Raw genomic sequence first — 25,378 nt, 5'->3', positions numbered from 1 at the left:
CTTGACCGAGGAGACCGCAACGATGTTTTCCGCCCCCCGAGACGAGAGCCGCAGGGCTCCCGTCCCAGTTCACCGCAGCGGGGGGCGCACCGGCGCTCTCGCGCTGACCACCGCATGCGCGATGGCGTTCGGAACGCTGATCGCCGCCCCCGCCTTCGCGAACACCTCCGGGACGGGGGTCGTCATCAATGAGGCGTACCTCTCCGGCGGCAGCTCCGGCGCCGCGTTCAAGAACAAGTTCGTCGAGCTGTACAACCCGACCGATCAGGACGTCGTCCTCGACGGCATGTCGCTGCAGTACCGATCCGCGACCGGCACCGGAAACTCGAGCGGCGTCGTCGCCCTCACCGGCACGATTCCCGCCGGTGGCCACTTCCTGGTGCAGGGTGGATCGAACGGGTCGAACGGTGCCGAGCTTCCGTCTTCGGATGCCAGCAGCGGCAACCTGAATTTCAGCGGCTCCGCCGGCACGATCGCCCTGGTGAACGGCACAGCGGCGGTCGCCCTGCCGACCGGCTCGCTCGTCGGCGACGCTGCGGTGAACGCGAATCTCATCGACCTGCTCGGCTACGGCACCTCGAACACCTACGAGGACACCGCGGCGACCGCGCCCGCCGGCAATACCGACGTCAAGTCGCTGAACCGCACCGATGGCGCAGACTCGGACGTCAACGCCGACGACTTCGCACTGTCGGCGACGATCTCGCCGACGAACGCCGACGGTGAGACCAGCGCCACTGACCCGGACCCTGACCCCGACCCCGATCCCGCCGTCGAGAAGACCATCGCCGAGGTGCAGGGCACCGCGGACGTCTCTCCGCTCAAGGGTGCGAACGTCACGGTCGAGGGCGTCATCACGGCCGACTACCGCGTCGGAGGGTACGACGGCATCGTGATCCAGACCGCCGGATCCGGCGGCGCGAGCGATGCCACCCCCGGCGCGTCGGACGGCATCTTCGTCTACCTCGGCGGCAAGAGCGTCCCCGGCGAGATCGGCGATCTCGTCTCCGTCACCGGTGTGGTCGATGAGTACTTCGGCCAGACGCAGATCAGCCCCGCATCGGCATCCGGGGTCGCCCTGGTCACGGCGGACGCCGGCGTGCCCGCGCCGACCGCGCTCGCGACCACTGTGGTGGGCGGCGACCGCGAGGCGTACGAGAGCATGCTCGTCGCGCCGACGGGCGACTACGCCGTCGCGTCCAGCCACCAGCTCTACAACTTCGGAACGCTCTGGCTGAACCCGGGCGAGCTGAACGTGAAGAGCACCGAGCTCGAGCGTCCAGGCGCCGCGGCCGATGCGATCGCCGCGGCCAACCGCGCCGATCGCATCCTGCTCGACGACGGCTACAGCATCCAGGTCGGCAACAGCGCACACCCGGGCGACCAGCCGTACTTCACCGAGGATGTCGTGGTCCGCGGCGGCGATCTCGTCGACTTCGGCGACAAGGGCTTCGTGCTGCAGTACGGCTTCGACGACTGGCGTCTGCAGCCGACGATTCCGCTGAGCAGCGAGTCGCCGGCCGAGGCGAAGGTCTCGTTCACCTCGGAGAACCCGCGCCCCGCAGACGCGCCCACCGTAGGCGGTGACGTGCAGGTCGCGTCGTTCAACGTCTACAACTACTTCACGACGCTGCGCGATGACGACGCTGACGCGCGCGGTGCGCGCGACGCAGCGCAATTCGAGATCCAGAAGTCCAAGATCGTCTCCGCGATCAACGGAATGGATGCCGAGATCGTCGCGCTCATGGAGATCGAGAACTCGATCAAGTTCGGAAAGCCGGCCGACACCGCGCTCGCCGACCTCGTCGACGGGCTCAACGACGACGCGGGCAGCGAGGTGTGGGACTACGTGCCGACGCCGGCCGCGCTGAACGATCCGGCGACGACCGACTTCATCACCAACGCGATCATCTACAAGAAGGATGACGTCTCCACCGTCGGCGACAGCGCCACGATCATCGACGAGAGCGTCTGGGACATCGCTCGCGAGCCGATCGCACAGGCATTCGACATCGAAGGGCGCACTGTCACGGTCGTGGCGAACCACTTCAAGTCGAAAGGCGGCGACGGTGCGGAGCCTGCCGACGGTCAGGGGCAGTTCAACGCCGAGCGCGTCGAGCAGGCCGAGTCGCTGCTGGCGTTCACCGGCGATCTGACGGACAGCACCGGCAGTGAGGACATGCTGCTGATCGGCGACTTCAACGCGTACAGCGAAGAGGACCCGATGAATGTGTTCACCTCGCAGGGCTGGAGCGACCTGGTCGCCGACAAGGCTGCGGGACAGTACACGTACACGTTCGACGGTGAGCTCGGCTCCCTCGACCACGTGATCGCGTCGCCGTCGCTGGCGGCATCGATCACGGGTGCCGCCGTCTGGTCGATCAACTCTCCCGAGTGGAGCGACCGCGGCTACGCCTTCGGCGCGGCCGAGACCGGCACGCCCTTCCGCTCCAGCGACCACGACCCGATCCTCGTCGGCGTCTCAAGCGAGATCCCGCCGGTGAGCATCGACATCGCGACGATCAACGACTTCCACGGTCGGATCGAAGCCGATGGCGCCAGCGCCGGTGCTGCGGTCCTGGCCGGGGCGGTTCAGGCGGTGCGCGACGAGAACCCGAACACGATCTTCGCCGCAGCCGGTGACCTGATCGGAGCGTCGACGTTCACGTCGTTCATCAACGACGACGTGCCGACCATCGACGCGCTCAACGCCGCCGGCCTCGAAGTGAGTGCCGCGGGCAACCACGAGTTCGATCAGGGCTGGGACGATCTCCGCGATCGCGTGCAGAGCCTCGCAGACTGGGAGTACATCTCGTCGAACGTGTTCGTGACCGAGACAGGAGAGCCCGCTCTGACGCCCGCATGGGTGAAGGAGCTGGACGGCGTGCGCGTCGGCTTCGTCGGCGCCGTCACCGAAGACCTCGACTCGCTCGTCTCGCCGGCCGGCATCGCCGACCTCGAGGTGCGCGACATCGTCACCTCGGTCAACGACGTCGCCGACGACCTGCGCGACGGGAACCCGTCCAACGGGGAGGCGGACGTCGTCATCCTGCTGGTGCACGAGGGCGCGACGACCGTCAGCGTCGACAGCATCACACCGGAGACCCCGCTCGGCGAGATCGTCTACGGAGTCGACGGGGATGTGGATGCCATCGTCTCGGCGCACACGCACCTGGCGTACAACCACGTCATCGACGGCCGTCCGGTCGTCTCGGCGGGCGAGTACGGCAAGAACCTCGGAGTCATGAACCTGCAGGTGGACCGCGAATCGAAGGAACTCCTCTCGATCGAGAACGAGATCCGTCCGCTCGCTCACGAGGAGACCGGTCCCGACGGCAAGAAGTTCTGGGTCGGCAACTACCCGGCAGACGCCGAGGTGCAGGCCATCGTCGACGCCGCCAAGAAGGAGGCCGATGTGCTCGGCGCCGTCAAGGTGGGCGACATCGCCGGTGACTTCAACCGCGCTCTGCAGAGCGACGGCACGACAGAGAACCGCGGCGGCGAGTCCACCGTCGGAAACTTCGTCGCCGACGTGCAGCAGTGGGCCACCGGGGCGGACCTCGCCCTGATGAACCCCGGCGGGCTCCGGGCCGACCTCACCTACGCATCTTCCGGCGCCGAGAGCGACCCGGACGGCAACGTGACCTACCGCGAGGCGGCCACGGTGCAGCCGTTCGCCAATACGCTGGTCACGCTGCAGCTCACGGGCGCGCAGCTGAAGGGCGTGCTGGAAGAGCAGTGGCAGCCGGCCGGCGCGAGTCGCCCGTTCCTGAAGCTGGGCGTGTCCGAGGGTCTGTCGTACACCTACGACCCGGCAGCCGCACAGGGCGAGCGCATCACCTCGATCACCCTGAACGGCGAGCCCGTCGATCCGGCGGCCTCGTACTCGGTCGCGGCGAACTCGTTCCTCGCCGGCGGGGGTGACAACTTCACGACCTTCAGCGAGGGGACCGACAAGAAGGACACCGGCAAGATCGACCTGCAGTCCATGGTCGACTGGTTCTCGGAGAACGGGCTGGCGACTCCGGACCTGACTCAGCGAGCGGTCGGTGCGACGGTCACGCCGACGCAGCCTGCCGACGGCGTCCAGGCCGGTGAGTCCGTCACGGTGGAGATCTCGTCCCTGGCATTCAGCAACGGGGAGCAGCAGCCCACCGAGGTGGCGTTCACGCTGGGCGACACGGCACTGGGCACTGCCCCGGTGGATGCCTCCATCGTCGACACCACCGACGAGACAGGGCGCGCCTCGTTCACGTTCACGGTGCCGGAGGGCGCTGCGGGTCAGACGCTCACGGCGACACCCGATGTCGGAGGTGCAGTCGCGCTGCCCCTGGTGTTCGCCGACGGCGGCGGTGAGCCGGGACCGTTCGAGGGAACGATCCAGCTCGGCTCCTCGAAGGTGGCCGCGGGCGGCAAGCTCGCGGTGACCGGCCAGGGCTACCAGCCGGGTGAGACCGTCACCGTCGAGCTCCGTCCGAAGAAGGGCGAGCCGATCCAGGTCGGCACCGTGCAGGTAGGAGGCGACGGCAGCTTCGCCACCCAGGTGATCGTGCCGAAGAGCACGCAACCCGGCAAGTACACTGTGGCCGTCACCCAGGCCGACGGCGATGAGGCGACCGCCACCGTCCACGTCAACCGCGCCGGCGGCATCGGCCACGGCGGAATCAAGCAGATCATCGAGCAGGTGATCGACTGGCTGTGGAACCTGTTCACCGGCTGGTGGTGAGCCCGCGCTGATGCAGAGGCCGTCGGGAGCGATCCCGGCGGCCTCTGCTCTGCCTGCAGCAGCGTCTAGAATGGGGACATGCCCGAGCCCAGAGTCGCCAGCTTTCCGGCGATCCGCGGAGCGCTGAAGTTCTATCAGATCGCCTCGATCATCACCGGCGTCATGCTGCTGCTGCTCGTCGCCGAGATGGTGCTGAAGTACACGCCGATCCGCCTCGAACTCTTCCTCGGAGGATCCGGCGGATTCCTCTGGTTCGCCGACGTCGTGGAGGGGCCTGAAGGGCTCGAATCGACCGGCGACGGTGTCAACCTGTCGCTCGGCATCCTCATCGTGCACGGCTGGTTCTACGTCGTGTACCTGTTCGCCTGCTTCCGCATGTGGAGCATGATGCGCTGGCCGTTCCTTCGCTTCATCCTGCTCGCGCTCGGCGGTGTCGTCCCGCTGCTGTCGTTCTTCATGGAGACGCGCGTCGCGCGCGATGTGAAGACGTACCTTGCGACGCGCGAGGCATCGGATGCCACGAGCAGCGCATCGCCCGGCGCAGGCCCTCAGATCACAACCCCGGAAGGTGCCCGTTGACCGAGCAGACCGAGACCCAGCAGCGCCCCGCGCTCGTCGTCGACTTCGGCGCGCAGTACGCCCAGCTGATCGCACGCCGCGTGCGCGAGGCCGGCGTCTACAGCGAGATCGTGCCGCACACGGCGACCGCCGACGAGATCGCCGCGAAGAACCCGGTCGCCCTCATCCTCTCCGGCGGGCCGTCCTCGGTGTACGAGGACGGTGCTCCCAAGCTCGACCCCGCCGTGTTCGATCTCGGCGTGCCGACTCTGGGCATCTGCTACGGCTTCCAGTACATGGCGCAGACCCTCGGCGGCGAGGTCGCCCACACCGGCCTGCGCGAGTACGGCGCCACCGACGCCAGCATCACCGGTGCCGAGAGCACACTGCTGGCCGGGCAGCCCGTCGAGCAGAACGTCTGGATGAGCCACGGCGACCAGGTCGCTCGCGCACCCGAGGGCTTCGAGGTGCTCGCGATCACGGCGGCGACCAAGGTCGCCGCGTTCGCCGATGAGGACCGCCGCTTCTACGGTGTGCAGTGGCACCCCGAGGTCAAGCACTCCGACCACGGCCAGGCGATCATCGAGAACTTCCTGCACAGGGGCGCGGGTCTTCCCGCCGACTGGAACAGCGACAACGTCATCGCCGAGCAGATCGAGCGCATCCGCGAGCAGGTCGGCGACGCCCGCGTCATCTCCGCACTGAGCGGCGGCGTCGACTCGGCCGTCTCCACGGCACTCGTGCACAAGGCCATCGGCGACCAGCTCACCGCGGTCTTCGTCGACCACGGACTGCTGCGCAAGGGCGAGCGCGAGCAGGTCGAGAAGGACTACGTCGAGTCCACCGGCGTCCGGCTGATCACGGTCGACGCGGTCGACACGTTCCTGGGCCACCTCGCCGGCGTCACCGACCCCGAGACGAAGCGCAAGATCATCGGTCGCGAGTTCATCCGCGCGTTCGAGAAGGTGCAGCTCGACCTCGTCGAAGAGGCCAAGGCGACCGGCGGCGCGCCGGTGAAGTTCCTCGTACAGGGCACCCTGTACCCCGACGTCGTCGAGTCCGGCGGCGGCGCCGGCACGGCGAACATCAAGTCCCACCACAATGTCGGCGGGCTCCCCGAGGATCTCGACTTCGAGCTCGTCGAGCCGCTGCGCGCGCTGTTCAAGGACGAGGTCCGTGCGATCGGCCGCGAACTGGGCATCCCCGAGGCCATCGTCGGACGCCAGCCGTTCCCCGGCCCCGGCCTCGGCATCCGGATCATCGGCGAGGTGACCCGCGAGCGTCTGGAGATCCTGCGCGAGGCCGACGCGATCGCCCGCGAAGAGCTCACGAAGGCGGGCCTGGATCAGACGATCTGGCAGTGCCCGGTCGTGCTGCTGGCCGACGTGCGCTCGGTGGGTGTGCAGGGCGACGGCCGCACCTACGGGCATCCGATCGTGCTGCGCCCCGTCTCGAGCGAAGACGCGATGACCGCGGACTGGACCCGTCTGCCGTACGACGTGCTGTCGAAGATCTCCAACCGCATCACCAACGAGGTGCGCGAGGTCAACCGGGTCGTGCTCGATGTCACGTCGAAGCCGCCGGCGACCATCGAGTGGGAGTGATCTGAATTTCTCTCCGGATGTCGATCTCGGTCTTTCCCGTTCGACGTCTGTGGTGAGAGGGTCGAACGACGGCCCTCCGATCATCACAATCACCAAGGAGAGAGATCATGAAGTTCATGCTGATCATGCGCGCGACCGATGAGGCCGTGAAGGCGTACGAGGAGATGCCCTTCGAGCAGGTCATCGAGGCGATGGGCAAGTACAACGAGTCGATGATGAAGGCGGGCGTCCTGCTGGCCGGCGAGGGGCTGACGGCTGCTGAAGAAGGCTTCGTCGTCGACTTCAGCGCCGAGAAGCCGCTCATCACGGACGGCCCCTACGGTGAGACCAAGGAGCTGTTCAACGGCTTCTGGATCATCGAGACCTCCACGCGTGAGGAGGCCGCTGAGTGGGCGAGCCGGGCGCCGCTCGGTCCGGGCAGCTTCCTCGAGGTGCGCCGCGTCACGGAGATGGAGGACTTCCCCGCTGACAACGAGTGGATCCAGAAGGAAGAGGGCTGGCGCGAAGAGCAGTCGCGTCGCGCTCAGGCCTGACATGGTCGACCGGAAGCGCGCGGGCGGCGGCGCAGAGGCCGCCGCCCGTGCCATCGCCGCGGTCTGGCGCATCGAATCGGCGAAGATCGTCGCGACGCTCACCCGCCTCACCGGCGACTTCGCACTGGCCGAGGACCTTGCTCAGGATGCCCTCGCCGAGGCGCTGGAGCAGTGGCCGGACGCCGGTGTGCCGACCAACCCGGCGGCGTGGCTCACCACGGTGGCCAAGCGGCGTGCCGTCGACTTCTGGCGCCGACGCGAACGCCTCGACGAGCGCGTCTCCGTGATCGCGCACGACCTCCGGCACGGGCAGGATGCGGCGACAGACGCGTTGCCTTGGGATCCGGATGCCATCGATGACGACGTGCTCCGCCTGATCTTCATCGCCTGTCACCCGGTGCTGTCCCGCGAGGCGCAGGTGGCGCTGACCCTGCGCGTCGTGGGCGGGCTGACCTCCGAGCAGATCGGCCGGGCGTTCCTCGTTCCGGTCGCGACCGTGCAGCAGCGCATCGTGCGCGCGAAGAAGACTCTGGGTGCGGCGCACGTGCCCTTCGAGCTGCCGCCGCGGGAGGAGCACCGGGAACGCCTCGCCGCCGTGCTCGGAGTGCTCTATCTGGTCTTCAACGAGGCGCATGCGGCGAGCTCGGGGGAGGACTGGATGCGCCCTGATCTCGCGCGCGAGGCCATCAGACTCACCCGCGTCGTCGCCGGGCTCCTGCCCCGCGAGGCCGAGGCGCACGGGCTGCTCGCGCTGATGGAGCTGACCGCCGCTCGCTTCCCTGCGCGCATCGACGCGAAGGGTGACCCCGTTCTGCTCGCCGATCAGGACCGCAGCCGCTGGGATCGCAGCGCGATCACCCGGGGACTCGCATCGCTCGCGCGCGTCGATGCGCTGAACCGAGGTCGTGGCGGGTATGCCCTGCAGGCGTCGATCGCCGAGTGCCATGCCATCGCGGCATCCGTCGATGACACGGACTGGGACCGCATCGTGCTGCTGTACGAGGCGCTGGGGAAGCTGACGCCCTCACCGGTGATCGAGCTGAACCGGGCGGCGGCCGTCGCAATGGCGACCGGGCCGGCATCCGCGCTGCAGATCGTCGATCGACTCGTGGCGTCCGGCGAGTTGCAGGGTTACCACCTGCTGCCGGCGACCCGGGGCGAGCTCCTTCTGCGCCTGGGACGCGAGGATGAGGCCAGAGACGAGTTCGCGGCCGCTGCCCGACTGTCGGGCAACGACCGCGAACGTGCTCTGCTGCAGCAGAAGGCGCGCAGCTGAGGGTCAGGTCCTGCTGCGGTCTCCGCGTCCGACGATGAGCCCGTAGATCAGGAGCACGACGATCGATCCGCCGATCGCGAGGAGCCAGGTCTGCAGGCTCCAGAACTCCTCTAGCGGAGCGTTGAACAGCACGCTGCCGAGCCAGCCGCCGAGCAGTGCGCCGACGACGCCGAGAAGCAGTGTGACGATCCATCCGCCACCCTGCTTGCCGGGCAGGATCAGCTTCGCGATCGCGCCGGCGATGAGTCCGAGGATGAGAAATGCGAGGAAGCCCATGATGTGGTCTCCGATCTGTTGTGCATGTCGGACGGGGCCGTCCGAGTGCATTCAGAATGCCCCATCGGCGGAAATAATGGAATGATCTTGCACCGCGAGTTCTTTCTGCGCTAATGCGAAAGGGCCGCTCTCCGAGGAGAGCGGCCCTTTCTGCGTTGATCTGAGATCAGTTGTTTCCGCGGAGGATGGCGATCATGCGGAGGATCTCGACGTACAGCCACACGACGGTGACCATGATGCCGAAGCCGCCGAGCCAGCCGTACTTGCGGGGAGCGCCGTTGCGGACGCCCTGCTGGATCTGGTCGAAGTCCAGCACCAGCGAGTACGCGGCCATGATGACGACCAGCACGCCGAGGATCAGACCGATCGGAATGCCGGCGATGGTCGCGCTGCGCATTCCGAACATCAGCTCGCCGGGCAGGATGCCCGTCCACATCAGAATGAGGTTCAGCACCGAGAACGCCAGGTAGCCGAACATCGCGATCATGAAGATCTTCGTCGCCTTCTTGGAGGCGCGGAGCTTGCCGCTGGCGAACAGCGCAAGGGTCACGCCGACGACCGCCACGGTTGCGAGCGTGGCCTGCATCACGATGCCGGGCCAGATCGTCTCGAAGTAGGCCGAGATTCCACCGACGAACAGGCCCTCGAAGGCTGCGTAGGCGAAGATCAGTGCCGGGCGGATCTTCTTGCGCGAGGTGAAGATGACGACCATGGCGAGGACGAAGCCGCCCAGCGCGCCGACGATCCACGGGGTGAGGTCGGCGGTCAGCTGGCCGGTGTTCGGGTCGATGGCGACGGTCGCTGCCGTCCAGACCCAGCCGACGACAGCCGTGACCAGGAGGATGGCGAACAGGCCGACGGTCTTCCAGATGGTGTCCTCGACACTCATCCGGTCGGTCTCGAGCGCACCGGCCGACGGGGATGCGTACATGCCCTCCAGCTGTGCGCTGGCCGCTGCGTCCACGGCTGCGTTCTGCGCGGTGGGCGGCGGCGGGGGCGCGTACTGGCCCTGCGGCGCGCCAGGATAGGTCGCGACGTTGCGCGGGTCCTGCTTCTGGAATGCAGGGTTGTTGAATGCGAAGTTGCTCATGGGTGGCCTCTACTCCCGAGGGATCGGTCAACGCTTTCTTCAACGATACCGGCGTATGGCTATGAGTGCGTTGCTTTACGCTGAGAACGTGCCCAGGAGATCTCCGCTCGTCATCGGGCATCGCGGCGCCCCCGGCTACCGGCCGGAGCACAGCCGGTCCTCGTACGAGCTCGCGCTCGCGATGGGAGTGGATGCCGTCGAGCCCGACGTCGTGGCGACGAAGGACGGCGTGCTGGTGCTGCGCCACGAGAACGAGATCTCCGGCACGACGGACGTCGCCGATCATCCGGAGTTCGCCGCACGACGCACGACGAAGAAGATCGACGGCGTCTCATTGACCGGCTGGTTCACCGAGGACTTCACGTGGCCGGAGCTGTCCACCCTGCGCACCAGGGAGCGCCTGCCGAAGATCCGTCGCTCCAGCGCGACCTTCGACGACGCTCAGCCGATCCTGCGGCTGGTCGACCTGCTGGATCTCGTGCGGGAGGGATCGAATGAGTACGGCCGCGAGATCGGCATCGTCCTCGAGATCAAGCACGCCACCTACTTCGAGCGCATCGGCCTCGATCTCGTCCCGCTCATCGAGCGCGACCTGCGTGCGGCGGGGTGGGCGGGCGGAGAGCTGCCGCTGATCATCGAGGCGTTCGAGTCGACGGTGCTGCTGCGCCTGAAGAAGGCCGGCATCGTGGCATCCTTCATTTATCTCATCGAGGCGACCGGCAGGCCGTTCGACCTCGTCGCGTCACTGGGGCGCGCCGCGCCCAGTTATGCGGAGGCCGTGACGCCGCGCGGGCTGGACCGGCTCGTCGGCGCCGTGGACGGCATCAGCGTGAACAAGAAGATGCTGCTGGCATCCGATTCCACTCTCGTCTCCGACGCGCACGCGTGCGGCCTGCGGGTGTTCACCTGGACGTGCCGGCCCGAGAACTCGTTCCTGTCGGCGCGCTTCCGCGGCGCCGGCGGCAAGGCGGCGTTCGGGGACTACGAGTCCGAGTGGGGTGTCATAGCCCGCACCGGCGTCGACGGAGTGTTCGTCGACCACCCCGACCTGGGAGTGGCGTTCTTCCGCGGCTGAGCACCGCGAGTTCAGCGCCGGCTCAGCGGCGGGACTTCACGATGTCCTTGCCGAGCGGCATCAGTGAGATCGGCACCATCTTGAAGTCGGCGATGCCCATCGGGATGCCGATGATCGTGATGCACAGCGCGATGCCCGACAGGATGTGCCCGATGGCGAGCCACCAGCCGGCGAGCACCACCCAGATGATGTTGCCGAGCATCGATCCGATGCCGGAGGTCGGTCGTTCGACGACCTCGCGCCCGAACGGCCAGAAGGCGTAGTTCGCGAGGCGGAACGACGCGATCGCCCACGGGATCGTGACGATGGGAATGCACAGCAGGATGCCCGCCAGAACGTAGCCCAGGAACAGGACCCAGCCCGCGAAGATGACCCAGATGATGTTGAGGATCGTGCGCATCCGTCGATTCTCGCACCTCTGCCCTAGGCTTCGGCCATGAGTGGAATCGTCGCGGAGCGCGTCAGACGGTCGTTCGGAGATGTGCATGCGGTGACGGATGCGACCTTCCGCGCGCAGCCGGGCCGGGTCACCGGCCTGGTGGGCCCGAACGGCTCGGGAAAGACGACCCTGCTGCTGATGCTCGCGTCGCTGCTCGCTCCGGATGCGGGAACGATCAGCGTCGGCGGCGTCGACCCGGTCGCCGATCCGGCCGCCGCGCGCCGGATACTCGGATGGATGCCCGATTCCCTCGGCGCCTGGCCATCGCTGACAGCACGCGAGAGCATCGTGACGACGGCACGCCTGCACGACATGTCGAAGGCGGACGCGGCGCAGCGCGCCGATGAGCTGCTGCGCGTCGTCGGCCTCGCCGAGCACGCCGCCTCGCCAGCCCGGGTGCTCTCGCGCGGGCAGAAGCAGAAGCTGGGCCTCGCCCGCGCGCTCGTGCACGACCCGCAGGTGCTGCTGCTCGACGAGCCGGCATCCGGTCTCGATCCCGAGGCGCGCGTGCAGCTGCGCGTGATGCTGCGCGGGCTCGCCGCGCAGGGCAGGACGGTGATCATCTCGAGCCACGTCCTCTCGGAGCTCGAGGAGGTCATCGACGACGCCGTGTTCCTGGTGGCCGGTGCGGTGGTCGACCCCGGTCGGGCGCCGTCGGCGCGGACGTACCGGGTGCGGCTGGCGGGGTCGGATGCCCGGGCATCCGTCACCCGCGCGCTGGGCCTGCCGGACGACAGGGTCGGGCACGACCGAGGGGACGCGCTCATCGCGTTCCCGGACGACGACGCGGCGGTCGACGGCCTGCGCCGCATGGTGGCCGCCGGACTCGCCGTGCTGGAGTTCTCGCCGGCGCAGAGCTCGCTGGAGGAATCGTTCCTCGCGCTTCGCCAGCAGCCCGCATCTCCATCCGACTCACCGGCACCATCCGCGCCGCTGGCACCACCCGCGCCGCCGGCGCCGCCCGCACCACCCGCCGCACCGCAGGAAGGAGCTGGAGCATGAGCCTCGCGCGCATCACCACCATCGCCCGACTCGAGCTGACGCAGCGTCTGCGCAGCGTCGGCTGGTACGTGCTGCTGGGAATCTTCGCCCTTCTGCTGATCGGGATCACGGCGCTGTCGTTCATGATCTTCTCGTTCCAGGATGAGCCGAACGCCGGCGTCTACTCGATCGTCGTCAACTTCGTGCTGCTGCTGGTCGTGCTGGTCTCGCCGACGCTCAGCGGCAACGCCATCAACGGCGACCGCGATGCGGCCACGCTCGCCCCGATCCAGGTGACGGCAGCCACCACCGGCGACATCATGCTCGGCAAGCTGCTCGCGGCGGTCGCCACCGGATCGGCGTTTCTGCTCGTCGCCGTGCCGTTCCTGCTGATCGGCATGATCGGCGGGGGAGTGACCGCCGGCATGCTCTTCGTCTCGATCGTCGTGCTGCTCGCCGAGATCATCATCGTCGCCGCGATCGGCGTCGGGCTGAGCGGACTGATCGCCCGGCCGCTGTTCTCTATCGCCGCGACCTACCTCGCCGTCGCCGCGCTCGTGATCGGCACGCTGATCGCCTTCGGCCTCGGCGGGGCCGCTATCCGCACGGAGGTGACGAACTACGAGCGGCCGTGGGACGAGACGACGGGTGAGCCGATCTGCGAGGGATGGGAGGAGTACAGCTACGAGCAGCCGCGCTTCGACCTGGTCTGGGGCTTCCTGGCGGCCAACCCGTTCGTCGTGCTCGCCGATGCGACGCCGACGACCTTCGTGCACGGATACCCGAACGACCTGTTCGGGCAGGTGAAGGTCGGGGTGCGCCTGACGCAGCTGCCGCCGGAGGGCGACCGCTGGGACGCCTGTGAGCAGGGCTGGGCCCAGGGGCCGACTCCCGAGGAGCAGGTCGAGGGCACGGTGCCGAGCTGGTTCGTCGGGCTGGGGCTGCAGGTGCTGATCGCCGGCGGGCTGTTCGCCGGTGCCTGGTCGCGCACCCGCACACCGGCGCGACGACTTCCTCCCGGGACCCGCATCGCCTGAACGCCGCAAGCCGCGTCAGCGCGGGTCGCGGCGAACGCTCCGACCGGAGACGCCGTCGACGTGCAGGCGCAGTCGCGTGGTGCGCTCGCTGCCGGCCCACGGCGAGACGCGACCGGATGCCTCCGGAAGCTCCCCATCGCCGAGGCCGCTCAGCCGGGCATCCATCAGCACGCTCCAGCCGGAGCCGGCGAGGTCATCGTGGTGATCGACTTCGAAGGCGACCCTGGCGCCTTCTTCTGCGAGGCGGCTCAGCACGCCTTCCTGCGAGGTTCGCACGACCAGATCGCGGCCCGAGACGGCGTAGTTCACCGGGAAGATGCAGATGCGCTCGTCGAGCACGAACCCGATGCGACCCACCGTCGTGGTGGTCAGCAGCTCGTAGCACTCCTGCTCTGGCAGTTCGCGGATCATGTCGGCCTCCTCCGGATCGCCGTCGGTGTCTGCGGCCCAGCCTAGACTCGAAGCGACATGACCGAAGCACCTCTCATCGTTTCCCCTGCGTCCGGCCCGCAGCCCTCCGGCGGGCATGACGAACTTCTCGCAGGATTGAACCCGCAGCAGCTCGAAGCCGTCACCTACCGTGGCAGCGCGCTGCTGATCGTCGCCGGCGCCGGGTCCGGCAAGACGAGCGTGCTGACCCGTCGCATCGCGCTGCTGCTGCGTCAGCGCGAAGCCTGGCCGAGTCAGATCCTGGCGATCACGTTCACCAACAAGGCCGCGGGCGAGATGCGCGAACGCGTGGCGGGCCTGGTCGGCGAGACCGCTCGCGGCATGTGGATCTCGACCTTCCACTCGGCGTGCGTGCGCATTCTGCGCCGCGAGGCCGAGCAGTTCGGCTTCACGAAGTCGTTCACCATCTACGACTCCGGCGACTCGCGTGCGCTGCTGAAGCGTCTGGTCAAGGAGCATGAGGCAGATGCCTACGGCTTCACGCCCAGCGCGGTGCAGTCGCGCATCTCGAAGCTGAAGAACGAGCTGACGGATGCTGAGGGCTACGCCCGCCAGGCGAACATGAACGACCCCGCCGAGCGCAAGTTCGTCGACATCTTCGGCGACTACCAGCGGGCGCTGCAGAAGGCGAACGCGTTCGACTTCGACGACCTGATCGCGCAGACGGTGTTCCTGTTCCGCGCGTTCCCGAAGGTCGCCGACACCTATCGCCGGCGCTTCCGGCACATCCTGGTCGACGAGTACCAGGACACGAACCACGCGCAGTACTCGCTGATCCACGAGCTCACCCGCCCCCCGCAGGGCGAGGTGCCCGATCCGTTCGAGTCCAACGGCATGATGATCTTCGAACCCGAGCCCGACACGGCGTCAGGGAGCCAGGAGGGCGCCTCGCTCACGGTGGTGGGCGACTCCGACCAGTCGATCTATGCCTTCCGCGGCGCCGACATCCGCAACATCTCCGAGTTCGAGCGCGACTTCCCCGGAGCGAAGGTCGTGCTGCTCGAGCAGAACTACCGCTCGACCCAGAACATCCTGTCGGCGGCGAACGCCGTGATCGGCAACAACTTCGACCGCAAGGCGAAGAACCTGTGGAGCGATCGTGGCGCGGGCGAGAAGATCGTCGGCTTCACGGGCTACTCGCAGCACGACGAGGCGCAGTTCGTGGCCGATGAGGTCGAGTCGCTGCGCCGGGCGGGCATGCCGTACTCCGAGATGGCGGTCTTCTATCGCACGAACTCCCAGTCGCGTGCGCTGGAGGAGATCTTCATCCGCTCGGCCGTCCCCTACAAGATCATGGGCGGCACGAAGTTCTACGAGCGCGCCGAGATCAAGGACGCCCTGGCGTACCTGGTCGCGGTGGCCAACCCCGCAGACGAGATGGCGGTCCGCCGCATCCTCAACAAGCCCCGCCGCGGCATCGGGGGTGTCACCGAGGCATCCATCGCCCACTTCGCCGAGCGGAACGGTCTGAGCTTCCGAGACGCGCTGCGCTCGCCGGACTCGCTCGGCGTCGGCCCGAAGATCCAGGCGGCGATCGTGCGCCTCGATCAGGTGCTGAACGAGGCGACCGAGATCCTGCTGCCGGCATCCGGCGAGGTCCCGCCGGCCACCTCGGTCGCCGAGGGGCTCACTGTGCTGCTCGACAAGGGCGGGTACTTCGAGTCGCTGCGCGCCAGCCGCGACCCGCAGGACGAGGCGCGGCTCGAGAACCTCGACGAGTTCGTCGCCGTTGCACGCGACTTCGCGCGCAACAACCCCGACGGCACGATCGTCGACTTCCTCACCGAGGTCGCGCTGGTGTCGGATGCCGACGACCTGGACGACGACTCCGGCGTCGTCTCACTGATGACGATGCACACGGCCAAGGGCCTCGAGTACGACGCCGTGTTCGTCACGGGCGTCGAGGAGGATCTCATTCCGCACCGCATCTCGGCGGGGGAGCCGGGCGGTCCGCAGGAGGAGCGCCGGCTGTTCTACGTCGGGCTGACCCGAGCGCGCAAGCGCCTGCACCTCTCGCTGGCGATGACGCGTGCGCAGTTCGGCGAGGTGACGGTGGCGATGCCCAGCCGCTTCCTGCAGGAGATCCCTGGAGATCTCATCGACTGGCGCCAGTCGCCAGGCGATGTGAACTCCCGGGGTGGAACCCAGTCCCGCGCTCTCAACGCGCGCCGTCCCGGTGGCTTCGGCGGGCGAAGCAGCGACCCGTTTGCGCCGCAGGCACTGCCCAAGAGCTCGTCGGGCGGCGGACTCAAGCCGCTGTCCACCGCGATGGACCGCTTCCCGAACAAGGTCACCGGGAAGGTTCGCGACAACGGCGATCTCGAGCTGACGGCCGGCGATCGCATCCGGCACGATGACTTCGGCGAGGGACGCGTGGAGGCGGTGACCGGCGAGGGTGCGAAGCGCATCGCGCATGTGCGCTTCGACAGTGCCGGGCAGAAGAAGCTGCTGATCAAGATCGCGCCGATCACCAAGCTCTGACCGACGCACGGCCGGTTCGGGCGGTTAGGCTGACAGATATGGCTCTCTTCCCCCGTCGCAAGAAGTCCGCTGACCAGCCGGCCGCCGAGTCCGCAGCATCCGCAGCCGAAGCCGAGCGGGTCGAGCAGCCGGCACAGGCCGAGGCGCCGACGCCGGACGCCCCGGCCGAGGCCGTGCCCGAGGTGAACATCTCGGTGCAGGCGTTCCGCGGCATGGGGGCGGACTCCGGGCCTGAGGTCAGCCTCCCGGGTGAGGACGCGCCGGCCGAGTCCGCGGCGAAGCCCGCGGCCGAGCGCCTGCGTGCGCGCCCCGCCACCGGTGTTCCCACCGGGGCGGATGCCGTGCCTCGCCTGCCGCTGGCGCCGGCGCTTCCGCCGAAGCAGACCAACTCGGTCGAGGGACTGAACGACAACGTGCTGCTGCGTGAGGCGCTCGCCGAGCTGGAGGAGGGCGCCACCAACGAGCAGCTCATCGGTGTGATGCGTCAGTCGCTGCAGGGGCACCTGTACCTGCGCGTGCACGGCGACGCGCGTGAGCAGCTGAGCTCGGGCAAGCCGCTGTCGGTCGGTGTCGTCCGTGACGGCGACCGGCAGTTCATGCTCGCCTACAGCTCGGGCAAGGCCCTGCGCGACTCGGTGCAGGGAGCGGAGGACGCAGCGTCGACCTCAGCGATCGCGCAGCCGGTCACGGCCGTCTACAAGCAGGTCGTCACCGGCGAGTTCGCCGGGATCATCATCGACAACTCTTCGGCCCCGCACCGCGCGGTCTTCCCCACGGAGCTGCTGGAGAGGGCGCTCGAGCAGGGCGACGAGAACATGTCGGTCAAGACGCTGCTGGCGGCTCCTCGCGAGGAGCAGACTCCGGTGAAGGTGGCGGAGGCGCTCGCGAAGGTCCGCAGCTGGGTGGCGGTGAACGACGGCAGCAACGGCCAGCCGGTGGGCATCGCTGAGGCGCGGGCCGCCGACGGCAGCCGCTTCCTGCAGGTGTTCTCGCACCCGCTCGAGGTCGTCGCGCTGGGACGCAAGGATCGGCCGATGCCGTTCTCGCCGGAGCAGCTCGCGAAGGTGCTGAGCGAGAACACCGACATCGCGGGGGTCCTGGTCGACATCGCCGGCCCGTCGATCGCGATCGGTCGCGATTCGCTGAGCGCTGTGCTGGTGCTCGCGATCAACGTCGACGACTGAGCACTGCGGCCACGCGGCGTCAGGGGCTGTCGCGCCACGGCGTCACCGCCTAGGGTCGTTTCCATGGCATCCGAGCGTGTGGACGTGACCGTGCAGGATCCCGATGGCGAGCGCACGATCTCGCTGTCGAGTCCGAACAAGGTCGTCTGGCCGGTGGACGGCGGCGACGACATCACCAAGGCCGAGTACGCCGATTACGCTCAGCAGGTGGCGGTGCCGTTCCTGGCATCCAGCGGTCACCGACCGGTCTCGCTGGAGAGATTCCGTGACGGCGTCGCGACCAGATCCGGCACACGTGCGGAGGGCTTCTTCTCGAAGAACCCGCCCAAGGGCACACCCGACTTCGTCGATGCCGTGACCGTCACCTACAACAGCGGTCGCAGCCACCCCCAGATCGTGCTGAACCGGCCCAGCGCGATCGTGTGGGCCGTGCAGATGAACACCATCGTGTTCCACCCGTGGGCGTCGCTGGCATCCGACACCGACAACCCCGTCGAGCTGCGCATCGATCTCGACCCGCAGCCGGGAACGGATATCGACGACGCCGTCGCCGCCGCGCACGCGCTGCGCGACGTGCTCGCCGAGGCGGGGCTGGAGGCCTTCATCAAGACCAGCGGCAATCGGGGGCTGCATGTGTTCTGCCCCATCGTTCCCGAGTGGGAGTTCCTCGTCGTGCGTCATGCGGTGATCGCGGCGGGACGCGAGCTGGAGCGGCGGATGCCCAGAGCCGTCACCATGAGCTGGTGGAAGGAGGAGCGTGGCGAGCGCATCTTCGTCGACTTCAACCAGGCCAACCGCGACCGCACCATCGCCGGAGCCTACAGCCCGCGCGCGATCCCGGGAGCACCGGTGTCGACGCCGATCCACTGGGACGAACTGGACGGCATCGATCCGCGGAGGTTCACGATCCGCAGCATCCCCGACCGTCTCGCCGACATCGGCGACCCTTGGGCCGATATGCAGCAGGCGCCAGGACGAATCGACACGCTGCTGGAGTGGTGGGACCGCGACGTCGAGAACGGGCTCGGAGAGCTGCCGTTCCCGCCGGAGTTCCCGAAGATGCCTGGCGAGCCGCCGCGGGTGCAGCCGAGCAAGAAGGTCGCCGCGAACTGGGAAGACGAGGATGCCTGAGCGCACCGGGTTCGCCGACCGACTCGCTGCGAAGCTGCTGGCGACGCCGAAGCTGATGCGGCTGCCGATCGGCGCCTACCGGTGCGGGTTCGGCTGGATCTTCGGCAGCAGGCTCGTGATGATCGAGCATCTCGGCCGCGTCTCGCACGAGCCGCGGTACGTGGTCGTCGAAGTCGTCGAGCGCGGGCACAACCTGATCCGCGTGGCCTCCGGATTCGGCACGAAGGCGCAGTGGTACCGCAATCTGCGCGCGAACGGCGTCGCCTTCCTCAGTACCGGTCGCGCCCGGCGCGTGCCGGCGAGCGTGCGGATGCTGGATGCCGACGAATCCGCCGAGCGGCTGAAGGTCTACGCCGCCGAGCACCCCGAAGCATGGAAGCACCTCAGCGCGGCGATGGACCACGCCGCGGGAGGTGCAGCCGACATCCGGCTCGTAGAGTTCACGCCGCCCGGCTCGCCGGCGTCTCAGGCAAGGACGTCCGCCAGGTCGTAACCCGCCACGGTGTCGAGCTGGTCGTAAGTGCACGAGCGGGCGTCCCGGTCGGGCCGCCAGCGTTCGAACTGCACCGTGTGCCGGAACCGCGCGCCCTCCAGCTGGTCGTAGCGCACCTCCAGCACGCGCTCCGGGCGCAGCCGCACGAACGACACGTCCTTCGCGCCGGTGAAGCGTGAGCGCTCGCCCTCTCCGGTCATCGCCGCACCTCCCGCGTCACGCTCGACCAGCGGCGCGAGGTCATCGACGAGCTGCTTGCGCATGGCATCCGTCCATGCGGCGACGCCGCCGACCTGCCGCAGCACGCCGTCGTCATCGTAGAGGCCGACCAGCAGCGAGCCGACGCCGGTGCCGCTCTTGTGCACCCGGTATCCGAGGGCGACCACGTCCGCGCTGCGCGCATGCTTGACCTTGATCAGCGCGCGCTTGCCGGGCGCGTACGGATCATCCAGCGGCTTCGCGACCACTCCGTCCAGGCCCGCACCCTCGAACTCCGCCAGCCATCGCCGAGCGAGGTCCGGGTCTTCGGTGGTCCGGGTGAGGTGCAGCGGATGCCGGGCATCCGACAGCATCCCCTCGAGCCTCGCTCGCCGCTCGCGGAACGGGATGCGCTGCAGGTCCTCGTCGCCGTCGGCGAGCAGGTCGAACGCGATGAACATCGCCGGAGTCTCGACGGCCAGCTTCGCGACGCGGGAGGCGGCGGGGTGGATGCGCTGGCTGAGCGCCTCCCAGTCCAGGCGCTGCGCGCCGGCCGGTCCGGTCGCGACGACGATCTCGCCGTCGAGCAGACACGGCCCCGGGAGGATCTCGGCGAGCTGCTCGACCAGCTCCGGAAAGTACCGGGTGAGCGGTTTCGCGCCACGCGACCCGATCTCGAGCGTCTCGCCATCCCACGCGATCAGCCCGCGGAACCCGTCCCACTTGGGTTCGTACAGCATCGGTCTCTTCGCCGGATCCGGCACGGACGCGGCGGCCCTGGCGAGCATGGGAGCGGGGATGTCGTAGGTGGTCATGCGAAGAGCTCCTCGAGAGAGGTGGGCATGCCGGCGTCGCGGAGTGCGGTGCGGGCGGCGTGCCAGCCCGGCATGCCGCTGACGCCGGGGCCCGGCGGAGTGGATGCCGACGCGAGGTAGACGCCGCGCATCGGGGTGCGCCACGGGACGGCCGAGAGCGCCGGGCGCCGGAACGCCTGGCGCATCGTGAAGGCGCCGCCGAACACATCACCGCCGATCTCGCTCGCGTTGAGCATCTCCCGGCCGGATGCCGGCACCGAGTGACTTGCCAGGATCCGATCCCGGAAGCCGGGGGCGAAGCGCTCGACCTGCCGCGTGACGAGCTCGGTGGCATCCAGGTCGCTCCCGGCGGGCACGTGGATGTACGACCACAGCACCCCGTGCCCCTCGGGCGCTCTGGTGTCATCGAGCACGGAGGGCTGCACGGCCAGCACGTACGGGTTGGCGCTCACCGTTCCGCGTGCGACGGCGTTCTCGCTCGCCGCGATCTCGTCCCGCGTGCCACCGAGATGCACGGTGGGGGAGCGGCCCACGAGTTCGTTCGCCCACGGTATCGGCCCGTCGAGCGCGAAGTCGACCTTCGCCGCGGCCGTTCCGTAGCGGTAGGAGCGCAGCGCACGCGCGTAGCGTCCCGGCACATCGGGCAGGGTGAGGACGAGCCTCGGCGAGCTGTTCAGCACCAGCAGATCGCCGCGGGTCGGATCGCCCCAGTCGAGGCTGCGCAGATCGCGCACGTGCTCGCCGGTGCGGACGCTGCCGCCGTGCGCCCCGAGATCTTCCTGCAGGGCATCCGCGATGCGCTGGGCGCCACCTCGCGGGTATCCCCACCCTCCCGCGTGAGCGTGTGCGGCCAGCAGCAGCCCGGCCGCCGCGCTGCTCAGCGAAGGCAGGGGAGCGTTGGCGTGGGCGAGCACACCGGAGAGCAGCGCCGCGCCCTCCCGCGTCCGCAGGACGCGCCGCGCCAGCGGGGTGCCCTGTTCCAGCATCCGGAGTCCGAAGCGCACCGCGGCGATCGGATCCGACGGCATCCGCAGCAGGGCGCTGCCGGTGAAGTCCACCACGCCCTCGAGGCGGCGCACGAGGGGACGCAGCAGGCTGCGCCAGGCGCGGCCGTCGGAGCCGAGGGCATCCGCCGTCCGTTCGAGATCGCGCCACGCGATCGCCGCATCGCCGCCGTCGAGGGGGTGCGCGTACGAGATCTCGGGAACGATCCAGTCGAGGCGCTCGCCGAGCCCGAACGCGCGGAAGAACGGCGAGGCGATGGCTGCCGGATGCACGGCTGCACAGACGTCCCAGCGGAAGCCCGGCAGCGCGGCGGGCGTGGTCCGCACCCCTCCGCCGATCGTGTCGGCTGCCTCGAGCACCTCCACGCCGTATCCGGCTCGGGCCAGCGCGACCGCAGCGGCGAGCCCGTTCGGCCCGCTGCCGATCACCGTCGCCCGCGCCATGGGTTCAGTGTGTCACGTCGCAGCAGCGCCGGGCAGGGGACCGGCAGCAGAAGGTCCGCGCGAGTGAGAGAATCGAAAGCGATGAATGAAGTCCAAGGGCCCACGCCCGCAGGAACCTCCCGCCCGTACCGAAACCTCGCGGATGCGCTGCGCGCGCACCGCATGCCCGACGAGAACGTCGCGTTCATCGTCTCGCTCACGGATGCCGTCGGCATCACCACCTACATCGACCGCGGCCGCTACATCGAGGCTCTGCGCCGAGGCGATGGCGCCGCCCTGCACATCGGCCGCACCTACACCAACGGCTTCACCGAGGACGAGCAGGTCCTGGTCGGCGGCCGCGCGCTTCCCCTGCTGCCCAGCGAGGGCCGCGCGCCGTACTTCTACGTGAACCACCCCAGCGTCCTGCCGGCACCCCCGAACATCGCGCGGCGTCCGGCGGGCGCACGCCGCGCTCCGGCAGCACCGCGCGCCGCGAGTGCGTCGCGCACGCCCAAGGCCACACCGACGAGCGAACGCGACTACGGCGTGTGCGAGGTGTGCTTCATGGTGAAGAACGCCTCCGGCAAGTGCGGCTGCGACGACTGACGTCAGGAGAGCTCGGCCTGCACCCGGCGTGAGATCTCCGCGATCGGCATCGATCGGGGGAATACCGCGACGACCACATCGTCGGATGCCGGCTCCGCGGCATCCGGGAGCACGCCGTAGCGCCGCCGGACGTCGTCGAGGGCGGTGTGCAGCGTCGACACCGGCACGCTCTCGCCGCGCAGCAGCCGGCGCAGCACGTGATTGTGCACAGCCGTGACCAGTGCGGAGAAGCCGACCGCGTCGATCGGCGCCAGACCGGGCAGCGCGCCGCGCAGGTACTCATCGAAGAGCCGCTCATAGCGGAACACTGTGACGATCTCGCGCTCGCGCAGCACGGGCACCTCGCGGACCACCTCGTAGCGGCGTCGCGCGAGCTCCGGATCGCGCACGAAGTGGTCGAACACCTGCTCCGATGCCTCGCACACCGCGGCCCACGGGTCATCGTGCGGCTGAGCGAGGAAGGTGCGCAGCGAATCCAGCATCTCCTCGTGGTCGGTGAAGACGACGTCCTCCTTGCCGCCGAACTGGCGGAAGAAGGTCGAGCGCGACACCCCAGCGGCCTTCGCGATCTGCTCGACGGAGGTCGCCTCGAACCCCTGCTGCGAGAACAGGTCGAGTGCTGCCGCGACCACGCCGGTGCGGAGCTGAGTCGGATGCTGCATACCGAGAGCCTAAACCGCGCGTACGGCCGGTGGCGTCAGCGGTAGTAGGCTGGGGGATCGGGTCGACTCATTTCGACACCCGACAAGACTGTCGGTCCCAACCGCCGCAACCAGCGAAGGACTGCACTGTGGATCTCTACGAGTACCAGGCACGTGACCTTTTCGAATCGTACGGGGTGCCGGTTCTCGCCGGCATCGTCGCCGACACCCCCGAGGAGGTGAAGGCAGCGGCGGAGAAGCTCGGTGGAGTGGTCGTCGTCAAGGCTCAGGTCAAGACCGGCGGTCGCGGCAAGGCGGGCGGCGTCAAGGTCGCCAAGAACCCCGATGAGGCGTACGAGGCGGCCAAGGCGATCCTCGGTCTCGACATCAAGGGCCACATCGTCAAGCGCGTCATGGTCGCCGCAGGCGCCCGCATCGCTGAGGAGTTCTACTTCTCGGTGCTGCTCGACCGCGCGAACCGCTCCTACCTCTCCCTCTGCTCCGTCGAGGGCGGCATGGAGATCGAGCAGCTCGCCGTCGAGAAGCCGGAGGCACTTGCCCGCATCGAGGTCAACCCGCTCACCGGCATCGACAAGGCGAAGGCCCTCGAGATCGCCAAGGCGGCCAACTTCCGCGACGAGCTGCTGGAGCCGGTCTCCGACGTGTTCGTCAAGCTCTACGAGGTCTACAAGGGCGAGGACGCCACGCTCGTCGAGGTGAACCCGCTGGTTCTCACCGAGGAGGGCGACGTCATCGCTCTCGACGGCAAGGTCACTCTCGACGAGAACGCCTCAGAGATCCGCCACCCCGAGCACGAGGCGCTCGAGGACAAGGATGCAGCAGACCCGCTCGAGGCGAAGGCCAAAGAAGCAGGTCTCAACTACGTCAAGCTCGACGGCGAGGTCGGCATCATCGGCAACGGCGCGGGACTGGTCATGTCGACCCTCGACGTCGTCGCCTACGCCGGCGAGAACCACGGTGGCGTGAAGCCCGCCAACTTCCTCGACATCGGCGGCGGCGCCAACGCGCAGGTCATGGCAGCCGGTCTCGATGTCATCCTCGGCGACGAGCAGGTCAAGAGCGTGTTCGTCAACGTGTTCGGCGGCATCACCTCATGCGTCGCCGTCGCTGACGGCATCGTCAAGGCTCTGGAGATCCTCGGCGACGCGGCCACCAAGCCGCTCGTCGTGCGACTGGACGGCAACCAGGTGGAGGAGGGCCGCGCGATCCTCGCCGAGGCCAACCACCCGCTGGTCACGCTCGCGGCCACCATGGACGAGGGCGCCGACAAGGCCGCCGAGCTGGCGCACGCCTGAGACGTAAAGGACTAGAGAAATGTCGATCTACCTCAACAAGGACTCCAAGGTCATCGTCCAGGGCATCACCGGCGGCGAGGGCACCAAGCACACCGCCCTCATGCTGAAGGCGGGCACCAACATCGTCGGCGGCGTGAACGCGCGCAAGGCCGGCACCACAGTCACGCACGAGAAGCCGCACGAGGGCGAGGTCGAACTCCCCGTCTTCGGCTCGGTCGCCGAGGCCATGGAGAAGACCGGCGCAGACGTGTCGATCGCGTTCGTGCCCGGTGCGTTCACGAAGGATGCGATGATCGAGGCCATCGACGCCGAGATCCCGCTGCTCGTGGTCATCACCGAGGGCGTGCCGGTCGGCGACAGCGCTGAGGCGTGGGCGTACGCCACCAGCAAGGGCAACAAGACCCGCATCATCGGGCCGAACTGCCCCGGTATCATCACCCCCGGCGAGGCGCTCGCAGGCATCACCCCGGCGAACATCACCGGCAAGGGACCGATCGGACTCGTCTCGAAGTCGGGCACGCTGACCTACCAGATGATGTTCGAGCTGCGCGACCTGGGCTTCTCGACCGCCATCGGCATCGGCGGCGACCCGGTCATCGGCACCACGCACATCGACGCGCTCGCCGCGTTCGAGGCCGACCCCGAGACCAAGGCGATCGTCATGATCGGCGAGATCGGCGGCGACGCCGAGGAGCGCGCGGCCGAGTACATCAAGGCGAACGTCACCAAGCCGGTCGTCGGCTACGTGGCGGGCTTCACCGCACCCGAGGGCAAGACGATGGGCCACGCAGGCGCGATCGTCTCGGGCTCGGCGGGCACCGCACAGGCGAAGAAGGAGGCCCTCGAGGCCGCCGGCGTCAAGGTGGGCAAGACGCCCTCCGAGACGGCTGAGCTGATGCGCGCCATTGTCGAAGCACTGTAGTCGCGCCGCGACTTCGGCCCGGTTGCTGAGCGAGGAGCGCAGCGACGAGTCGAAGTACGAGGCGCTCTGATCTGAGCTAGACTGTACGACGAAGGCCCCGGGCTCCACCCCGGGGC

The 25,378-nt window shown here is 68.6% G+C and carries 22 protein-coding genes; 15 read left to right on the top strand and 7 right to left on the bottom strand.

Translation table 11 applies throughout. The features are described 5' to 3' along the window. The first annotated feature begins 22 nt into the window (after positions 1-22). From ACQUSX_RS06025 to ACQUSX_RS06005, 5 genes are all read left to right on the top strand, one after another. Positions 23-4,726, top strand: a complete 4,704-nt coding sequence (locus ACQUSX_RS06025; RefSeq protein WP_428906053.1) for an ExeM/NucH family extracellular endonuclease — start codon at positions 23-25, stop codon at positions 4,724-4,726. Between the two features lie 78 nt (positions 4,727-4,804). Next, on the top strand, positions 4,805-5,305 hold the full coding sequence (locus ACQUSX_RS06020) for a DUF3817 domain-containing protein (protein ID WP_428906052.1): 501 nt from the start codon (positions 4,805-4,807) through the stop codon (positions 5,303-5,305). Continuing rightward, positions 5,302-6,888, top strand: coding sequence for a glutamine-hydrolyzing GMP synthase (gene guaA, locus ACQUSX_RS06015; RefSeq protein WP_428906051.1), 1,587 nt, complete (start codon positions 5,302-5,304; stop codon positions 6,886-6,888). The genes ACQUSX_RS06020 and guaA overlap by 4 nt, the downstream gene beginning before the upstream one ends. 107 nt (positions 6,889-6,995) lie before the next feature. Then, positions 6,996-7,421: a YciI family protein gene (locus ACQUSX_RS06010; RefSeq protein WP_428906050.1), complete on the top strand. Its 426-nt coding sequence runs from the start codon at positions 6,996-6,998 to the stop codon at positions 7,419-7,421. Between the two features lies 1 nt (position 7,422). Then, positions 7,423-8,697 (top strand): RNA polymerase sigma factor, encoded by a 1,275-nt coding sequence (locus ACQUSX_RS06005; protein WP_428906049.1) that lies wholly within the window; start codon positions 7,423-7,425, stop codon positions 8,695-8,697. A gap of 3 nt (positions 8,698-8,700) precedes the next feature. On the opposite strand, the gene ACQUSX_RS06000 is transcribed toward ACQUSX_RS06005, so the two are convergent. Both ACQUSX_RS06000 and ACQUSX_RS05995 read right to left on the bottom strand, forming a co-directional pair. Next, the gene (locus tag ACQUSX_RS06000; RefSeq protein ID WP_428906048.1) at positions 8,701-8,973 is read right to left on the bottom strand and encodes a GlsB/YeaQ/YmgE family stress response membrane protein; all 273 of its coding nucleotides are present in this window, start codon (positions 8,971-8,973) and stop codon (positions 8,701-8,703) included. A 166-nt stretch (positions 8,974-9,139) separates the two neighbouring features. Further along, positions 9,140-10,063, bottom strand: coding sequence for a Bax inhibitor-1/YccA family protein (locus ACQUSX_RS05995; protein WP_428906047.1), 924 nt, complete (start codon positions 10,061-10,063; stop codon positions 9,140-9,142). 88 nt (positions 10,064-10,151) lie between these two features. Between ACQUSX_RS05995 and ACQUSX_RS05990 the strand changes: the two genes are divergently transcribed. After that, on the top strand, positions 10,152-11,138 hold the full coding sequence (locus ACQUSX_RS05990; RefSeq protein ID WP_428906046.1) for a glycerophosphodiester phosphodiesterase family protein: 987 nt from the start codon (positions 10,152-10,154) through the stop codon (positions 11,136-11,138). 22 nt (positions 11,139-11,160) lie between these two features. Here ACQUSX_RS05990 and ACQUSX_RS05985 read toward each other — a convergent pair whose 3' ends face one another. Continuing rightward, the gene (locus tag ACQUSX_RS05985; RefSeq protein ID WP_428906045.1) at positions 11,161-11,538 is read right to left on the bottom strand and encodes a YccF domain-containing protein; all 378 of its coding nucleotides are present in this window, start codon (positions 11,536-11,538) and stop codon (positions 11,161-11,163) included. Between the two features lie 36 nt (positions 11,539-11,574). On the opposite strand from ACQUSX_RS05985, the gene ACQUSX_RS05980 reads away from it, so the two are divergent. Beyond that, entirely contained in the window at positions 11,575-12,579 is a 1,005-nt protein-coding gene (locus ACQUSX_RS05980) for an ABC transporter ATP-binding protein (protein ID WP_428929956.1), read from the top strand. After that, positions 12,576-13,595 (top strand): ABC transporter permease, encoded by a 1,020-nt coding sequence (locus ACQUSX_RS05975; RefSeq protein ID WP_428906043.1) that lies wholly within the window; start codon positions 12,576-12,578, stop codon positions 13,593-13,595. The genes ACQUSX_RS05980 and ACQUSX_RS05975 overlap by 4 nt, the downstream gene beginning before the upstream one ends. 15 nt (positions 13,596-13,610) lie before the next feature. On the opposite strand, the gene ACQUSX_RS05970 is transcribed toward ACQUSX_RS05975, so the two are convergent. After that, positions 13,611-14,006 carry a pyridoxamine 5'-phosphate oxidase family protein gene (locus ACQUSX_RS05970; RefSeq protein WP_428906042.1) on the bottom strand — a complete coding sequence of 132 codons (396 nt, stop codon included), beginning with the start codon at positions 14,004-14,006 and terminating at the stop codon, positions 13,611-13,613. Between the two features lie 57 nt (positions 14,007-14,063). Here ACQUSX_RS05970 and ACQUSX_RS05965 point away from each other — a divergent pair, with 57 nt between their 5' ends. From ACQUSX_RS05965 to ACQUSX_RS05950, 4 genes are all read left to right on the top strand, one after another. Then, on the top strand, positions 14,064-16,526 hold the full coding sequence (locus ACQUSX_RS05965; protein WP_428906041.1) for an ATP-dependent helicase: 2,463 nt from the start codon (positions 14,064-14,066) through the stop codon (positions 16,524-16,526). Positions 16,527-16,564: 38 nt separating this feature from the next. Continuing rightward, the gene (locus ACQUSX_RS05960; protein WP_428906040.1) at positions 16,565-17,710 is read left to right on the top strand and encodes an SseB family protein; all 1,146 of its coding nucleotides are present in this window, start codon (positions 16,565-16,567) and stop codon (positions 17,708-17,710) included. Positions 17,711-17,773: 63 nt separating this feature from the next. Further along, positions 17,774-18,841, top strand: a complete 1,068-nt coding sequence (locus ACQUSX_RS05955; RefSeq protein WP_428906039.1) for a DNA polymerase domain-containing protein — start codon at positions 17,774-17,776, stop codon at positions 18,839-18,841. Beyond that, positions 18,834-19,334 (top strand): nitroreductase family deazaflavin-dependent oxidoreductase, encoded by a 501-nt coding sequence (locus ACQUSX_RS05950; RefSeq protein ID WP_428906038.1) that lies wholly within the window; start codon positions 18,834-18,836, stop codon positions 19,332-19,334. Before ACQUSX_RS05955 ends, ACQUSX_RS05950 begins: the two co-directional genes overlap by 8 nt. On the opposite strand, the gene ACQUSX_RS05945 is transcribed toward ACQUSX_RS05950, so the two are convergent. Together ACQUSX_RS05945 and ACQUSX_RS05940 are read right to left on the bottom strand one after the other, a co-directional pair. Further along, complete coding sequence (locus tag ACQUSX_RS05945; RefSeq protein ID WP_428906037.1) at positions 19,307-20,347, bottom strand: ATP-dependent DNA ligase; 1,041 nt, start codon at positions 20,345-20,347, stop codon at positions 19,307-19,309. The two genes, ACQUSX_RS05950 and ACQUSX_RS05945, sit on opposite strands and share 28 nt — an antisense overlap. Beyond that, positions 20,344-21,795, bottom strand: a complete 1,452-nt coding sequence (locus ACQUSX_RS05940; RefSeq protein ID WP_428906036.1) for a phytoene desaturase family protein — start codon at positions 21,793-21,795, stop codon at positions 20,344-20,346. Before ACQUSX_RS05940 ends, ACQUSX_RS05945 begins: the two co-directional genes overlap by 4 nt. Positions 21,796-21,876: 81 nt before the next feature. Here ACQUSX_RS05940 and ACQUSX_RS05935 point away from each other — a divergent pair, with 81 nt between their 5' ends. Beyond that, positions 21,877-22,383: a hypothetical protein gene (locus tag ACQUSX_RS05935; RefSeq protein ID WP_428906035.1), complete on the top strand. Its 507-nt coding sequence runs from the start codon at positions 21,877-21,879 to the stop codon at positions 22,381-22,383. Positions 22,384-22,385: 2 nt separating this feature from the next. Here ACQUSX_RS05935 and ACQUSX_RS05930 read toward each other — a convergent pair whose 3' ends face one another. Then, entirely contained in the window at positions 22,386-23,045 is a 660-nt protein-coding gene (locus tag ACQUSX_RS05930) for a TetR/AcrR family transcriptional regulator (RefSeq protein WP_428906034.1), read from the bottom strand. Between the two features lie 128 nt (positions 23,046-23,173). Between ACQUSX_RS05930 and sucC the strand changes: the two genes are divergently transcribed. Next, complete coding sequence (gene sucC / locus ACQUSX_RS05925) at positions 23,174-24,340, top strand: ADP-forming succinate--CoA ligase subunit beta (protein WP_428906033.1); 1,167 nt, start codon at positions 23,174-23,176, stop codon at positions 24,338-24,340. 19 nt (positions 24,341-24,359) lie between these two features. Then, the gene (gene sucD, locus ACQUSX_RS05920; RefSeq protein ID WP_428906032.1) at positions 24,360-25,262 is read left to right on the top strand and encodes a succinate--CoA ligase subunit alpha; all 903 of its coding nucleotides are present in this window, start codon (positions 24,360-24,362) and stop codon (positions 25,260-25,262) included. Positions 25,263-25,378: the final 116 nt, after the last annotated feature.

It is taken from the genome of Microbacterium alcoholitolerans, from assembly GCF_050408615.1.
GTDB lineage: Bacteria > Actinomycetota > Actinomycetes > Actinomycetales > Microbacteriaceae > Microbacterium.
Note: the sequence above shows the minus strand (reverse complement) of the source record. Positions and strands in the feature narration are given on the sequence as shown.

Coding starts and splice junctions, on each gene's coding strand:
- ACQUSX_RS06025 (WP_428906053.1), top strand. CDS start 23: ATGTTTTCCGCCCCCCGAGACGAGAGCCGCAGGGCTCCCGTCCCAGTT.
- ACQUSX_RS06020 (WP_428906052.1), top strand. CDS start 4,805: ATGCCCGAGCCCAGAGTCGCCAGCTTTCCGGCGATCCGCGGAGCGCTG.
- ACQUSX_RS05945 (WP_428906037.1), bottom strand. CDS start 20,347: ATGACCACCTACGACATCCCCGCTCCCATGCTCGCCAGGGCCGCCGCG.
- ACQUSX_RS05940 (WP_428906036.1), bottom strand. CDS start 21,795: ATGGCGCGGGCGACGGTGATCGGCAGCGGGCCGAACGGGCTCGCCGCT.
- ACQUSX_RS05980 (WP_428929956.1), top strand. CDS start 11,575: ATGAGTGGAATCGTCGCGGAGCGCGTCAGACGGTCGTTCGGAGATGTG.
- ACQUSX_RS05965 (WP_428906041.1), top strand. CDS start 14,064: ATGACCGAAGCACCTCTCATCGTTTCCCCTGCGTCCGGCCCGCAGCCC.
- ACQUSX_RS05960 (WP_428906040.1), top strand. CDS start 16,565: ATGGCTCTCTTCCCCCGTCGCAAGAAGTCCGCTGACCAGCCGGCCGCC.
- ACQUSX_RS05995 (WP_428906047.1), bottom strand. CDS start 10,063: ATGAGCAACTTCGCATTCAACAACCCTGCATTCCAGAAGCAGGACCCG.
- ACQUSX_RS06000 (WP_428906048.1), bottom strand. CDS start 8,973: ATGGGCTTCCTCGCATTTCTCATCCTCGGACTCATCGCCGGCGCGATC.
- ACQUSX_RS06005 (WP_428906049.1), top strand. CDS start 7,423: ATGGTCGACCGGAAGCGCGCGGGCGGCGGCGCAGAGGCCGCCGCCCGT.
- ACQUSX_RS05970 (WP_428906042.1), bottom strand. CDS start 14,006: ATGATCCGCGAACTGCCAGAGCAGGAGTGCTACGAGCTGCTGACCACC.
- sucD (WP_428906032.1), top strand. CDS start 24,360: ATGTCGATCTACCTCAACAAGGACTCCAAGGTCATCGTCCAGGGCATC.
- ACQUSX_RS05985 (WP_428906045.1), bottom strand. CDS start 11,538: ATGCGCACGATCCTCAACATCATCTGGGTCATCTTCGCGGGCTGGGTC.
- ACQUSX_RS05955 (WP_428906039.1), top strand. CDS start 17,774: ATGGCATCCGAGCGTGTGGACGTGACCGTGCAGGATCCCGATGGCGAG.
- ACQUSX_RS05950 (WP_428906038.1), top strand. CDS start 18,834: ATGCCTGAGCGCACCGGGTTCGCCGACCGACTCGCTGCGAAGCTGCTG.
- ACQUSX_RS05935 (WP_428906035.1), top strand. CDS start 21,877: ATGAATGAAGTCCAAGGGCCCACGCCCGCAGGAACCTCCCGCCCGTAC.
- ACQUSX_RS05930 (WP_428906034.1), bottom strand. CDS start 23,045: ATGCAGCATCCGACTCAGCTCCGCACCGGCGTGGTCGCGGCAGCACTC.
- ACQUSX_RS06010 (WP_428906050.1), top strand. CDS start 6,996: ATGAAGTTCATGCTGATCATGCGCGCGACCGATGAGGCCGTGAAGGCG.
- ACQUSX_RS05975 (WP_428906043.1), top strand. CDS start 12,576: ATGAGCCTCGCGCGCATCACCACCATCGCCCGACTCGAGCTGACGCAG.